The organism is Aquimarina sp. TRL1 (genome assembly GCF_013365535.1).
In the GTDB taxonomy this organism is placed as follows: domain Bacteria; phylum Bacteroidota; class Bacteroidia; order Flavobacteriales; family Flavobacteriaceae; genus Aquimarina; species Aquimarina hainanensis.
This window is the reverse complement of sequence record NZ_CP053590.1, coordinates 3,950,050-3,964,125: the sequence shown is the minus strand read 5'-3', so window position 1 is coordinate 3,964,125 and position 14,076 is coordinate 3,950,050. Positions and strand designations below refer to the sequence as shown.

The following is a 14,076-nucleotide window of genomic DNA, read 5'->3' as shown; positions in this document are numbered from 1 at the left end:
CTAATTTTTAACTAATTTTAGTTTGAATTGTATATAAGTAATGCAATTACTCTTAAGAAGCCCATGATCATACCTGAAACACCTACTAATGAAAGCTTTAGAATCAAAGCATTAAAATCTCTTCATATTCTGGACACAGAATCTGAAAAAGAGTTTAATGAAATTACAACATTGGCTGCTCACCTCTGTGAGGTGGAAGTAGCTTTGATTTCTTTAGTAGATAGTAATCGGGAATGGTATAAATCTAAATATGGAATTTCTGTATGCGAAATCCCGAGAAAATATTCTTTCTGTGCTCATGCAATTCTGACTCCAGAAAAACCCTTGATTATATCGGATACCAGAAAAGACCCAAGGTTCCATAAAAACCCATTTACTGAAGGTGATCAACCCTTCATCTTCTATGCAGGAATTCCGTTAATTGATCATAATGGATTTGCCCTTGGTACTTTATCAGTTATTGATAGTGCCCCCAAAACCTTATCTGATACACAAATCAGTTCCTTAAAAGCGCTAGCTAATCAAGTGATTATTCTTTTTGAGCTTAATAAAAAAAATAAGGATTTGGAAAAAATGCAAGGCAAATTAAAGCATCGAAATGAAACCCTGAAAGAATTTGCTCAGGTTATATCACATGATCTCAAAATGCCTTTGGCCAATATTATAACTACCTCTGATGTTTTAAAACTCAAATTGACTAAATATCTGGATAAAGAAACACTAAAGTATTTTGACTATATCAGACATTCTTCTTTCTCCATGAGTACATATATAAATGATGTACTGGATCACTATGAAAGTGATTCTCTGATCCAAAAAGAACCGGAACAATTTCTTTTTGAAGATTTACTCCGTGAGATTCTGAATTTATTAAACATTTCTAGTAACTGTACTATTCAATTTCCTAAAAACACTCAAACATTAAACTGTAATCGATTGGCTTTAAAACAGATTTTGATCAATCTTATTGGTAACAGCTTAAAATATAATGACAAAGAAAAAATACATATCAACATTGACACTTCAGAGGATACAAGCTATTACCGTTTTAAAATCACTGATAATGGTATGGGAATTCCTGAGGAGAAATTAAAAACCATCTTTGATTTATTTGCAACTGCCAATACAGTGGATCGTAGTGGAAATAAAGGAAATGGGATTGGTTTATCTACTGTAAAAAAATTAGTAAATAATTTAGGAGGTTCTATCAATGTCGCTTCTACTATGGGGGTTCAAACAACTTTTGAGTTCCTGATCAAAAAATAAAAAGCACGAATTTACTTTATCCTTTCTAATAGCCCTTTAATCTTTTGCTTATCAGATATTATTTCTTTCCCATCATCAATCATAACGGTGGTATTCATAGATATTCCTCTACCAATACCAGAAGCTATAATCTTCGTTGCCGAGGAGTGTACCTCTTCAAAACCCTGCTCTTTAAAAACGGATACATTCGATGCTGTAATCCCTCCTCCAGGCATGATAATCAACTGATTCGAAGCAATCTTTTTTAAACGATTCAGTAAGTCTATTCCTGCCACGGCACTTTTTTCTTGCCCAGAGGTCAATACTCTATCAACCTTCAGAGACAATAATTTTTGAAGTTCTATTTCCGGAGACAATACCCAATCAAATGCCCTGTGAAATGTAAAAGACATGCCTTCTGACGCAGTCATCAATTCTGCTGTTTTTTCTACATCAATCGACTGATTACGATCTAATACCCCGGATACAATACCTGCACACCCAATTTCTTTACAAAACTTAATATCTGATTTCATTACAGATAACTCTTCTTCAGAATAAGTAAAATGACCTCCTCTGGGACGAATCAATACATGAACCGGAATATTCAATGTTTCCATTACTTGCTTTAGCATGCCATAGGACGGAGTGATTCCTCCTATTCCCAGTGCAGAACATAACTCTATTCTATGAGCTCCTGCTTCCTGTGCACATACTGCTGATTCGAAAGAATTCGCACAAACTTCTAATAACATTACTATATTTTTTCTTAGACAATACTATAATTTTATAACGAGCGAATGCAAGCTTCCATGCACTTTTCGCCGTCAATAGCAGCAGAAATAATCCCTCCGGCATATCCCGCTCCTTCTCCACATGGATACAATCCTTTTACGACTATGTGTTCTAAGGTTTGTCTATCTCTGGGAATCCGGACAGGAGAAGATGTTCTGGACTCAGGAGCATGCACAACAGCCTCATTGGTTAAATACCCTTTCATGCTTTTATCAAAATCGACAAAGCCTTTTTTCAAAACATCATGAATAAAAGGTGGAAAAACAGCTCCCATATCTACTGAGCTTAGTCCTGGTTTATAAGATGTCTGTGGCAAATGAGTAGAAACTTTTCCTGCTACCAAATCCATTAAACGCTGTCCCGGAACTCGTTGGGTTTTTCCTGCCAGCTCCCAGGAACGTTGCTCTATTTCTTTTTGAAAATAAACTCCCGCCAGTGGGCCAAAACGTTCATACGCTGCAAAATCCTCTAATCTCAATTCTACCACAATCCCACTGTTAGAAGTTGGATGATTACGCTTTGAGGGAGACCAGCCGTTAGTAACTACCTCTCCAGGACTAGTAGCACAAGGAGCAATAACCCCTCCTGGGCACATACAAAATGAGTACATCCCTCTTCCATTGACTTGTTTTACTACACTATAAGGAGATGGTGGTAAATATCGACTTCGTACATCACACTTATATTGAATCTGATCTATTAGTTCCTGGGTGTGTTCTACTCGAACACCAAGTGCAAAAGGTTTCGCCTCAATAGCAATTTTTTTTCGATATAGCAGCTCAAAAATATCTCTGGCAGAATGCCCAGTCGCTAGAATTACCTTATTGGTATCTATTACCGTTCCTCCCTGAGTAATAACCGCTGATATCTCCCCATTTTTCAGTTCAAAATCTGTAACCCGGGTTTCGAATCGAACTTCTCCACCATGAGCCACTATCTTTTCCCTAATTTCGGCTATAATAGCCGGCAACTTATTTGTTCCTATATGTGGATGCGCTTCTACTAAAATTTGCTCCGTAGCGCCAAATCCAACCAGTAATTTCAAGATTCGTTGTACATCTCCCCTTTTTTTAGATCTGGTATATAGCTTTCCATCACTATAGGTACCTGCTCCTCCTTCTCCGAAACAGTAATTAGAGTCTTCATTAACAATATGATCATTGTTGATAGCTTTTAGATCTCTTCTTCTGGCTCGTACATCTTTCCCTCTCTCTAATACAATAGGTTTATATCCCAACTCTACACAACGTAATGCTGCAAATAATCCTGCTGGTCCGGCACCTATTATAACAATTTCTCTGGCAGTATCAACAGTCGGGTATTCTGGTAATTCAATGGGCGTTTTTACAAAATCTTCATTTACAAAAACCTTTACTTTTAGATTAATCTTTACAATTCTTTGCCTGGCATCAATAGATCTTTTTAGTATTTCTATATGCCGTATTTCTTTCAGAGAGAGATTGTTCTTTACTGAAATTTCTTTCTTTAATAATTCTTCTTTTGCCGCTACCTCCGGAAGTACCTGGATTGTAAATTCGTATTGCACCTGCTCGTATGTGTTTATCCTTATATTTGGCGAAGATACAACAATAGATATTTCAAAATTCTATATTCAAGTCTTTACACGCCTATACAATTTTGTATTCGTTAAAATTTTGTTAGAACTCTTTCTACCTGTTCTATTGTTTTTATTTTTACTTGTTAGACATTGATTTTTATTTGTGCTAACAATAGTACAATTATACTGTCTATAAACCATTTACTGGTTTATACTTTTATTTTTGTTACGGAAAACCATATATTCAATACAATCTCCTAAGATGCCCCCAATATCTAATGTAGTTTTTAAGAATGTATTAATCATCCATGCCCATGAAAACAGTACAAGAACTGTCAGAAACAGAAATTAAAGAACTTGCCGAACAACTTAGCTGCCCTAATGGCAAAAAAGGGATTGATATCGCCAATCTTATGAATGAGACGAATATCAGTATGACCCTTCAGACCGCTAATGCTTTAAAAATAGCAGACTATGACATCATTTTAGAAATTGGTCACGGAAATTGTGAGCATCTATCCAGATTGTTTGATATCAAACAGACAATCAAATATAATGGTCTTGAAATTTCTGAGTTAATGAGGGAAGAAGCCATCCACATTAATCAATTTTTTATAAAAGAGAATGGGGCTACTTTCACACTTTACAATGGAGAACAGATTCCATTTCAGGATCATTATTTTGATAAAATAATGACCGTCAACACAATTTACTTTTGGAGAAACCCTACTACTTTCCTTAATGAACTATATCGGGTATTAAAAGGGAATGGTCGAGTAAATATCACTTATGCTCATAAAGATTTTATGGAAAAATTACCTTTTACAAAATACGGTTTCACCTTATATGATGATGAAAAAATAGTAGAACTAATTAGAAAATCTCCTTTTAAAATAGAAAAAAAAACTACGTTTACAGAAACAATTACCAGCAAAACAGGAACAGCTGTTGAACGCTTCTTTTCTGTTGTTTCTCTGATTAAATAACCAGTATTTTAGTTTGATTCTACATGAATGTTTCCATCAGAATAAAAAATGCGACACTTGATGATATGCAATGGGTAAATAACACCTATTCCAGCATTGGGTTTACACATTCTGATTTTTCAAATGAATTTATTGTTATCGCAGAAACTGATCAACAAAAATGTGGAGTCGGACGCCTGGTATTCATTAATAACATACATAAAGAACTAGGAGGAATTTTTGTTGCTAAAAAATATAGAGGACTAGGAATTGCAAAAAAAATTGTCTTGCGGCTTCTCCAGGAAAAAAGCAAAGGACAAAAAATATGGTGCCTTCCTTTTAAACATCTATTTCCCTTTTATAAACAATGTAATTTTATACTATACGATCATAAAACACAACGCGATGTTCCCCAGAGTATTCTAGATAAGCATCAATGGTGTAATAAGACATATGATCAAAAAGTACTACTTCTTGTTCAAGAATAACGTAAGACAAACAGTTTCTCGAAATTCCTGAAGCTGTTTGTCATATATTTTGTCTCTATATTTAACAGGACTTTTAGTTTTAAGAATGACATAAATTCGTTTTTTAGTTGATATTTGTCAGCTACAATCCTGTATTGTCTTTTTATAGAACGTTCATATATTCAGGTCTCTTGTGAATGATCTATAGATAGCCAATCTGTTTTTTATTAAAATGTAGAAGATCTATCTGATGCACTTGTAACTTAGACCCTATGAGAATTCAATTTTTACTTATCATTTCCTTTCTTTTTTGTAGTTGTTTTAATGAAAAATCGGATAAAGCCCTCTTAGAACAAGATAAATTAGCCTTGGAATCGCAATTAGACTCCGATAAAGTACTCCTCTATAAGTTTGGAAAAATATGTATTCGATCCGCTGGTGCCGAAAATCATAAAAATCAGGAATATCAAAAATTCAAAAAAACATTAGACAAAGTATCGAATACTTTTCTCTCAGAACAGGCTAAATCTCCTGAAGAATGGTCTCTAATGGATTATATAAACCTCTATAAAGATTATAATTCTATTAAAAAATTTATAAAAAAAACAGATGAAGATTCTTTTCCTACCCTCTTAGAAGTATTCCATAAAATTAGTGGGGACTCCATCTTGGTACAACATCCGATTGCCGAAAAAAATGATAAAGAATTTATTCAAAACATGGAACATGCTTTATTAAGCATTATTGTCATTGCCAGCCGTGATCTGGGAAAAGAAATTTCATTATATGAAAGTGCAAAAACGCATCCAGAACGTCTCCCTGATGGAGAAATCAAAGCACTATTACAATTCTTCAGAGGATTTCTCTTCTTTGAGAAAAAATTATTTTATTTATCAGAAGATGAAATTTCTAAAAATATCGAATGGCTGGAAAAACACCCTACAATAGACCTGGCTTTTACCAGAACAATTTTTCAGTGGGGAAAGCTGGATAATAAAAAAACGCACATTGCATTTCATGCGATTAATCATTTGTTCAGAGGTTTCGATCGATTAATGATGGATCGCGAAATTGATGAAAAAAGAGCCCTTAAGGATTTTGAAAGTTTTATTTCAGATGCAAAAGAAATAGGATTAGACAATGAAATTGTCTGGGCAATAGAAACGTTTTTGTACCTAAAAAATGAAGAACCCGAAAAAGCAATTATTGCCATAAAAAAACTAAAAACCAGTCCCCTGCTATCAAATACCGAAAGAGCATCTATGAATGAATCAATAACATACCTGCAAAACAGAGAGACCGGAAAAGTACTAAATGGGGTATACGACAAATATTTCCTCAGTAAGGTTGCCACAAAATATATGATTTCGATACTTATCAAAGTGGATTGGAAAAAGCTGATGAAAGCACATGAAATCCCTTATACTGACGAGGTTTTTGACACGATCGATTCCTTTAATCATTTTATTGAAAATATCGACAAATACTCAAATATGGAAACTATCGAAAATGCAGGAAAAACACTGAAAGATGAAGGGAGTAAATTATGGGATAAGGCAAAGGAATTATTACCCGAAAAAGAAGAATAACCCCTTAAAATAAGTATCTATCTAAAATCTTCTTTTATAAAGAATCTTAATTCCGATGCATCTAAGTACTGATGATCAGAAAATAACTGTGTTTCAAATTGACCATTCGCATGAAAATTTCTCTCATACTAAATCATTAAGTTTAAATCTTATAGTATATTTACGAAATAGAAGAAAATCCTCATTTTTTTAGAGGATATGTATAACTAAACTTATTACCTACGTACCATAGAAATGCAATTCAAACATCCTGATTTTCTATATGCACTTTTAGCACTTATCATTCCGATACTCGTTCATTTATTTCAATTAAGAAAATTCAAAAAAGTTGCTTTTTCTAATGTACAGTTCTTACAATCAGTAACACTCCAGACCCGAAAGAGTTCTAAAATAAAAAAGTGGCTAACTCTCTTGACCCGTTTGTTGCTTTTGGCATGTGTTATTATTGCTTTTGCTCAGCCATACTTTTCTGCAAAAGAAAATAGCAGTAAGCAAACTGAAACTGCAATCTATCTCGACAATTCATTTAGTATGCAGGCTAAAGGACAAAAAGGACCTCTGTTGCAACGAGCCATTCAGGAATTATTAGCAGCAATAGACGATGATGAACAAATTTCTATTATTACCAATAATGAAAGTTATAGAAAAGTCTCCAAAAAAGATATTCAGAATGATTTACTCCAATTAGATTATAGTGCTAATCAATTACCGTATAGTGCAGCCTATCTAAAAGCGAAACAATTACTCAGTACAGATTCCAAAACGAACAAACGGGTAATCATGATTTCAGATTTCCAGCAAAAAGAAGAATCCTTGTCAATCCCTACCACTACAGATACTCAAACAAACCTCGTACAACTACAACCAGTAACGCATCAAAATCTTTCTATCGATAGTCTATATGTAAATTACGATACGAATAATGAGTTGCAACTTCATGTAGAGCTTAGTAGTTCTGATAATGCAGTGGATAATGTTCCTGTGGCGGTATACAATGAAGAGCAGTTATTGGCTAAAACAACCGTTTCTATCCCCGAAAAAGCAAAAAACACCGTTACCTTTAGATTAGAAGAAAACACAAAAATAAATGGGCGTGTTCTAATTGAAGACCCAACGATCTCCTTTGATAATTTTAGATATTTCAATATCAATACCCCTGAAAAGATTAAGGTTATAGCAATTAATGAGAGTGATGATAAGTTTTTAAAAAGTATATATACTCCTGATGAGTTTACCTTAATCAGTAGCCTTTTACAGGATGTTAACTACAATAATTTACAAGATGCCAATTTAATTATACTGAACGAAGTAAAACAAATCCCGGTATCGCTTATTGATGTACTTCAATCGTTCTATAAGCAAGGAGGCACACTTTGTTTTATTCCTGCTACTGACGGTAATATTCCTTCGTATCAGCAATTAACCAGTCAACTTGGGGTTACAGGACTAACAGCAAAAAAAACACAGGAAAAGCAAATCACAACTATTGCTTTTTCTCATTCATTATACAATGGGGTTTTTGATAATACGGTTCGTAATTTTCAATACCCAAAAGTAAACAGTCTCTATACAACAAATGCATCCAACACGATCCTCGCTTATGAAGATAAAAGCCCGTTTCTCTATACATCAGGAAATTTTTATGCCTTTACTGCTGCTATAAACACTGAAAATTCTAATTTCAAAAATTCTCCTCTAATCGTTCCTACTTTATATAACATAGGAAAACAAAGTTTACAATTATCTGATATATCATATACTATAGGGCAAAATAATTCTTATGATGTCGCTATAAAACTAGGACAAGATGGGATCCTCTCATTGGTGAATGAAGAAGAAAATATCATTCCCCAGCAACATAGTTTTTCTACGAAAGTTAGAATTACAACAAATGAAATTCCGACAAAAGCAGGAATTTATTCCCTACAAAACAAAGAAAATATCATACAGCATATCAGTTATAATTATGACACCTCAGAAAGTGATTTACAATACTATAGACTAACTACTAACGATCAGTATGAGGTTTCTGATGCAGTATCCAGCCTTTTTAATCAAATAAAAGAAGACTCCAGAGTCAACGAACTTTGGAAATGGTTTATTATTTTTGCGCTGTTATTCCTCATTATTGAAATACTATTATTAAAATATCTGAAATGAACTTTTTATTAAAGGCAGCTACCATAATCGATCCACAATCAAGTTTTCATAATAAAACTGTAGATATTCTTATCAAAGACGGAATCATTAGGTCTATCGGTTCTTTAATTGAAAAAACAGAAGACACCACAGAAATCAATTTAAAAAATCTTCATATATCACAAGGATGGTTTGATAGTAGTATTAGCTTTGGAGAGCCCGGGTATGAAGAAAGAGAAACTATTTCTCAAGGGCTGGATGTTGCCGGAAAAAGTGGTTTTACTACTATTGCTCTTAATCCGGATACGAATCCTATTATCGATAACAGTACAGCAATAGGATTTGTAAAAAACAAAGCATTGGGGCACCCGGTAACCGTACACCCGATTGGAGCACTAACTATCGGATCTAAGGGAATAGATCTGGCAGAATTGTACGATATGAAAAAAGGGGGAGCAATTGCTTTTGGTGATTTTAAAAAATCAACTCCTAATCCTAATCTGATGAAACTTGCCCTGCAATATGCACAAAACTTTGACGGGCTGGTGTTATCTTATCCACAAGACAATGATATTGCCGGAAAAGGTATGGTAAATGAAGAAGAACAAGCTACGTTATTAGGATTAAAAGGAATTCCTGCCCTCGCTGAAGAATTACAAGTATCCAGAGATCTATTTCTATTACAATATACAGGAGGTAAATTACATATTCCAACAATTTCTACCGCTAAATCCGTAGCCCTGATAAGAGATGCTAAAGAAAAAGGATTACATGTAAGCTGTAGTGTAGCGATCCACAATACAGTGTTAACAGATGAGGAGCTAAAAGAATTCGATACTTCTTTTAAGCTACACCCTCCTTTAAGAACGCAAACAGATCTGGATGCCATTTTAGAAGGAATTAATGATGGAACCATTGATATGCTTACCTCTGATCATATCCCTATGGATATTGAACATAAAAAAGTAGAATTCGACAATGCTAAATATGGAAGTATTGGGCTAGAGAGTGCTTTCGGAGTACTCAATAATTATTTGGGAACCTCAAAAACAATAGACGTACTAACGCAGGGGAAGAAAATATTCGGAATTCCCAACACTCCTATCGAAGAGGGCGCTATTGCTGATATATCATTATTTAACCCAGAAGGAACTCAAACATTCTCTGAAGAAGCAATTTTATCCAGTTCTAAAAATAGTGCCTTTATAAATAAGGACACTAAAGGACATGTATATGGGATTATTGCGAATGGAATACTTTTAGAAAAATAAATCATAAAATCAATACAACGTATGCAATCAGATTATGCCAAACAAGGAAAAACAGCAGCTATCGTTGCCTACCTGTCTGTCATCGGAACCATTATTGCTTTTTTCATGAATCATGATGATAAAAATGAATTTGCCAGTTTTCATATCAGACAAGGATTTGGGTTATGGGTTACATTTTATATTGTCGGGGCGATTGCTAATATTTTTAATAACTGGATTATCGATACGCCACTGTATATTGGAGTTATTATTCTTATCATTTACGGTTTAGTTACCGCAATAAAGGAAGAACAAAAAGAAGTCCCAATTCTGGGAAAATATTTTCAGGAGTGGTTTACTTTTATCCGATAAAATCTCAGTATTTTGATCTCGTTATTCAAAATACTTTCCAAATGTTTTTTAGTAATATTTCTTACTATACTAACGCAGCTAGGAGGAATATTATATCTGATTACGGAACTTGTTATTACTAGAAAAACTCCTTTCTATCGGCTAAAAAAAATACTCGTATTTGTTCTGGTTTACAGCTTGACTACTTTTTTTATTATTCCTAATACAGCTCCTCTATTGGGTCGAATAAAAATAAAAGACACCCCTTCTATAACTGCACATACATTGCTAACTAAAATATGTAATAGAGATTATGTCACTCCAGATACATATAAAGTATTAACTACAGTAGCAAAACAGTTATCATATAAGTATCCTTCTATTAAGTTGGTATATCTGGATGCCAATTTTCCTTTTATAGATGGATACCCCTTGTTTCCACATCTAAGTCATAATGATGGAAAAAAAATTGATCTTTCTTTTATATATAAAACAACTAATGAAAAACTAACAAATAAAAAACCCGGGATTACCGGTTATGGGGTTTTTATTCCTCCTCCTAATAACAACAATCAAACTGAGTATTGCAAAAAAAAAGGATACTGGCAATACGACATTACTCGTTTTTTTAGTTTAGGAAACTGGAATAGAAAATTAATACTGTCAGAGAAAGCTACAAAAGATTTACTTTTGTTACTTTCTAATCAGCCAATGGTTCGAAAAATTTTTATAGAACCTCATCTAAAACAACGTTTAAGAATCAGTAACACTAAAATACGATTTCATGGCTGTCAAGCAGTAAGACATGACGACCATATACATATACAATTATAAAATAAAGTACACATGCAAACTACAAAAGCATTATCCCTTCATCATATTATAAAAACCCCTACAGTACAAAAAGAAAAAACTCCGGTATTATTTATGTTTCATGGATACGGAAGTGATGAAAATGATCTTTTTTCCTTTGCTTCAGAATTACCGGATGAACTCTGTATTATCTCTGTTCGTGCTCCGTATCCGATGCAACCAAGCGGAAACGCCTGGTATGCTATCTATTTCGATGCTGATAACGGAAAATTCAGTGATGATGAACAAGCAATCGAATCCAGAGATAAAATAGCAACATTCATTGACGAAGCAATAGAAGCCTACCATTTGGATGCTTCTAATGTATCCATTCTCGGGTTTAGCCAAGGGACTATTCTAAGCTATGCCGTAGCCTTATCATATCCCGAAAAAATTAAAAATGTTATCGCATTAAGCGGTTATCTGAATGAAGCTATTCTTCATGAAAACTATTCTAAGAATGATTTTTCTAAACTCAATATCTATTGCTCTCACGGAAGTGTAGATCCTGTTATCCCAATAGACTGGGCCAGAAAGGCACCAGCATTCTTCGATACACTTGGAGTCAAAACAACATTACAAGAGTTTCCTGTAGGTCATGGGGTTCATCCTCAAAACTTTTATCAATTCAAAGAGTGGTTGCAAAATCACATATAATTACATACACTTTACATGCTGACTATACTGTCAGCATGTAATTCTCCCCCCTATACCTTCCTATTCCTTATTCCTTGACAGGCTATAGCAACAAAACAGTCCCATTAATACGATAAAACACTTCGTATAAGACTCTTTCTTCCTTCTTAGTTTACAAGAATATTTTGAAAAAAATATTCTTGAACGAATTAGATAGTTTTAACGTCTTTTTTATTCCCCTTATCGTCATTTTATTATTTAAGTGCCTTCTATTTTTGTATAACATTATTTAGATTAAATAAAAACAGTAAAATAACAAACGTAATACCTCATTTAATAGAAAAACCAAATTATTAATAAGGTGTTTAAGAAATATTAAAAGCGAAAATACGGCTCTTAAACATACATGATACAACGAACTCAATTACCAAATAAAAGTAATGAAAGTACAGTGTACTCCATATTTATAGAAAATTTCGGCCATGTATCTTTAAAGCATTTTGATATCAAAAGGGATGCTTCGATTTTACATACATGGGTGAATGAACCATATGCTTTTTTTTGGGGAATGCAAGGTTCTTCTTTAGAAGAAGTAAAAAAGGAATACATCGAGCTGCTCAAACCTGATCACTATGATATTTTTACAGGATATCACAATGATCAACCAGCTTTCTTCTTAGAGCGTTATACTCCATCAAAAGACATCATCAGTAATTATTATGATGCAAAAAACAGCGATTGTGGAGTTCATATTATAGTTGCTCCTCCGGTACAAAATAAAATCCCAGGGTTTACACTTCATTTATTTCAAACCATTATGGATTTTGTATTTACCAACACTACTATAGACCGAATTCTTGTAGAACCGGATATACGCAATAAAAAAATGTTTACGCTTTGCGAGCGCATTGGTTTTGTAACCGATAAAACGGTAGAATTACCTCATAAAACTGCTCAACTAGCATTCTTAGATAAAAACAGATATCAACAACAGAAAACACACAAATTATCCATACATAAACAATGATAAATACAATTTAAAATCAACTAGAAATTGATATTATTCCATTTCTACAATCTCTAAAACAAAATTAAAACCTAATGCTCTTACAAACCTCCCCCTACTACAATTCAAGAAAAATATAAAACCTCTTGATTAATAGATTTCAGATTAATCAGCATACGATCCTATTTGGCGTATTGTGTCGTATGATACATCAATCATATCTATTAATCAAAAAAAATTATGAACCAAGCAATACAATCATTTTTCGGGGAATCCAGAAGTCTGTTTTTTATAGTTTCAATTAGCTTAATAGTTCTTGAATGGATCATTCTTTTATTCTCAAAAGATATAAAAAGTAATAAAGAAGGTTTTGTGAATATCCTATCTTATTTACTAGAGATAATTCCCTACACCCTTTTGGGTAAAATTGTTATTCTGGGTGGAATGATGTGGATGTACCAATATCGCCTGTTTACATTAGGAACAGAATGGTATATCTGGGGTTTAGCATATCTATTATATGATTTTATGTTCTATAGTATTCATGTACTAGGGCATAAAGTACGATTCTTCTGGTGCATTCATGGGGTACATCATACTGTAGAAGAAATGAAATTAACTGCTGCCATCAGAGGATCTTTTATTGGTTTTATTCAAGGACCACTTACAATTATTTTTATTCCACTCCTGGGTTTTGATCCCTTTATGGTTTTTATTGTAGAATCAATCGCTCGAATTTACGGATTATATGAACATATTCACGAAAAGTTCGTAGGGAAACAACCTTGGTTGGAAAAAATATTTATTACCCCCTCTGTACACAGAGTACATCATGCAAAAAATCACAAGTATTTAGACACCAATTACGGAGAAACTTTTTCTTTCTGGGATCGCATATTTGGAACTTTTCAAACACAACTTGAAGACGAAGTTCCTGAATATGGGATTGTTCATGATAAAATAAACAGTGAGAACTTATGGGATGTACAGTTTATTTTATGGAAAGACCTCTGGAGAGATATCAAAAGTGCTCCCCGGTTTATTGATAAACTAAAATATATTGTTATGTATCCAGGCTGGAATCATATTGATGGTGGAAAAAAAGCTAGTAAATATAGAAATGACGCCTGGGAATCAGACGTAAAACAAAAAGAAGCTACTCAAATACTTCTCTCTGATACTACACCTAAAACGCTAGAAAATAACACTAACTAAAACTTCAA

General features: G+C 33.6%; 13 protein-coding genes. 11 read left to right on the top strand and 2 right to left on the bottom strand.

Annotated elements, in window-relative coordinates; all coding sequences use genetic code 11:
- Nucleotides 1–63 precede the first annotated feature (63 nt).
- Nucleotides 64–1,266, top strand: a complete 1,203-nt coding sequence (locus HN014_RS16230) for a GAF domain-containing sensor histidine kinase (RefSeq protein WP_176029899.1) — start codon at nt 64–66, stop codon at nt 1,264–1,266.
- A gap of 11 nt (nt 1,267–1,277) precedes the next feature.
- Here the strand turns inward: HN014_RS16230 and HN014_RS16225 are convergent, their stop codons facing one another.
- Together HN014_RS16225 and HN014_RS16220 are read right to left on the bottom strand one after the other, a co-directional pair.
- Complete coding sequence (locus HN014_RS16225) at nt 1,278–2,000, bottom strand: copper homeostasis protein CutC (RefSeq protein WP_176029898.1); 723 nt, start codon at nt 1,998–2,000, stop codon at nt 1,278–1,280.
- A 32-nt stretch (nt 2,001–2,032) separates the two neighbouring features.
- Nucleotides 2,033–3,586: an NAD(P)/FAD-dependent oxidoreductase gene (locus tag HN014_RS16220; RefSeq protein ID WP_176029897.1), complete on the bottom strand. Its 1,554-nt coding sequence runs from the start codon at nt 3,584–3,586 to the stop codon at nt 2,033–2,035.
- A gap of 326 nt (nt 3,587–3,912) precedes the next feature.
- On the opposite strand from HN014_RS16220, the gene HN014_RS16215 reads away from it, so the two are divergent.
- The 10 genes from HN014_RS16215 (at nt 3,913) to HN014_RS16170 (ending at nt 14,068) form a co-directional block, all read left to right on the top strand.
- Nucleotides 3,913–4,584 (top strand): class I SAM-dependent methyltransferase, encoded by a 672-nt coding sequence (locus HN014_RS16215; RefSeq protein WP_254884024.1) that lies wholly within the window; start codon nt 3,913–3,915, stop codon nt 4,582–4,584.
- A gap of 23 nt (nt 4,585–4,607) precedes the next feature.
- Nucleotides 4,608–5,051 carry a GNAT family N-acetyltransferase gene (locus HN014_RS16210; protein ID WP_176029896.1) on the top strand — a complete coding sequence of 148 codons (444 nt, stop codon included), beginning with the start codon at nt 4,608–4,610 and terminating at the stop codon, nt 5,049–5,051.
- A 251-nt stretch (nt 5,052–5,302) separates the two neighbouring features.
- The gene (locus HN014_RS16205; RefSeq protein WP_176029895.1) at nt 5,303–6,619 is read left to right on the top strand and encodes a short-chain dehydrogenase; all 1,317 of its coding nucleotides are present in this window, start codon (nt 5,303–5,305) and stop codon (nt 6,617–6,619) included.
- 234 nt (nt 6,620–6,853) lie between these two features.
- Nucleotides 6,854–8,779, top strand: coding sequence for a BatA and WFA domain-containing protein (locus tag HN014_RS16200; protein WP_176029894.1), 1,926 nt, complete (start codon nt 6,854–6,856; stop codon nt 8,777–8,779).
- Entirely contained in the window at nt 8,776–10,029 is a 1,254-nt protein-coding gene (locus HN014_RS16195; RefSeq protein ID WP_176029893.1) for a dihydroorotase family protein, read from the top strand. The genes HN014_RS16200 and HN014_RS16195 overlap by 4 nt, the downstream gene beginning before the upstream one ends.
- A 21-nt stretch (nt 10,030–10,050) precedes the next feature.
- On the top strand, nt 10,051–10,380 hold the full coding sequence (locus tag HN014_RS16190; protein ID WP_176029892.1) for a hypothetical protein: 330 nt from the start codon (nt 10,051–10,053) through the stop codon (nt 10,378–10,380).
- Between the two features lie 216 nt (nt 10,381–10,596).
- A complete protein-coding gene (locus HN014_RS16185; RefSeq protein ID WP_254884023.1) occupies nt 10,597–11,193 on the top strand; it encodes a hypothetical protein in 597 nt (198 codons plus the stop codon).
- A 12-nt stretch (nt 11,194–11,205) separates the two neighbouring features.
- Nucleotides 11,206–11,868 (top strand): alpha/beta hydrolase, encoded by a 663-nt coding sequence (locus tag HN014_RS16180; protein WP_176029891.1) that lies wholly within the window; start codon nt 11,206–11,208, stop codon nt 11,866–11,868.
- 385 nt (nt 11,869–12,253) lie between these two features.
- Nucleotides 12,254–12,874 (top strand): GNAT family N-acetyltransferase, encoded by a 621-nt coding sequence (locus HN014_RS16175; protein ID WP_176029890.1) that lies wholly within the window; start codon nt 12,254–12,256, stop codon nt 12,872–12,874.
- Nucleotides 12,875–13,093: 219 nt separating this feature from the next.
- A complete protein-coding gene (locus tag HN014_RS16170) occupies nt 13,094–14,068 on the top strand; it encodes a sterol desaturase family protein (protein ID WP_176029889.1) in 975 nt (324 codons plus the stop codon).
- The last annotated feature ends 8 nt before the right edge of the window (nt 14,069–14,076 follow it).

What these genes read in the sequence shown, in the direction of transcription:
- HN014_RS16230 (WP_176029899.1), top strand. Translation starts at nt 64, where the DNA reads ATGATCATACCTGAAACACCTACTAATGAAAGCTTTAGAATCAAAGCA.
- HN014_RS16225 (WP_176029898.1), bottom strand. Translation starts at nt 2,000, where the DNA reads ATGTTATTAGAAGTTTGTGCGAATTCTTTCGAATCAGCAGTATGTGCA.
- HN014_RS16215 (WP_254884024.1), top strand. Translation starts at nt 3,913, where the DNA reads ATGAAAACAGTACAAGAACTGTCAGAAACAGAAATTAAAGAACTTGCC.
- HN014_RS16210 (WP_176029896.1), top strand. Translation starts at nt 4,608, where the DNA reads ATGAATGTTTCCATCAGAATAAAAAATGCGACACTTGATGATATGCAA.
- HN014_RS16205 (WP_176029895.1), top strand. Translation starts at nt 5,303, where the DNA reads ATGAGAATTCAATTTTTACTTATCATTTCCTTTCTTTTTTGTAGTTGT.
- HN014_RS16200 (WP_176029894.1), top strand. Translation starts at nt 6,854, where the DNA reads ATGCAATTCAAACATCCTGATTTTCTATATGCACTTTTAGCACTTATC.
- HN014_RS16195 (WP_176029893.1), top strand. Translation starts at nt 8,776, where the DNA reads ATGAACTTTTTATTAAAGGCAGCTACCATAATCGATCCACAATCAAGT.
- HN014_RS16190 (WP_176029892.1), top strand. Translation starts at nt 10,051, where the DNA reads ATGCAATCAGATTATGCCAAACAAGGAAAAACAGCAGCTATCGTTGCC.
- HN014_RS16180 (WP_176029891.1), top strand. Translation starts at nt 11,206, where the DNA reads ATGCAAACTACAAAAGCATTATCCCTTCATCATATTATAAAAACCCCT.
- HN014_RS16175 (WP_176029890.1), top strand. Translation starts at nt 12,254, where the DNA reads ATGATACAACGAACTCAATTACCAAATAAAAGTAATGAAAGTACAGTG.
- HN014_RS16170 (WP_176029889.1), top strand. Translation starts at nt 13,094, where the DNA reads ATGAACCAAGCAATACAATCATTTTTCGGGGAATCCAGAAGTCTGTTT.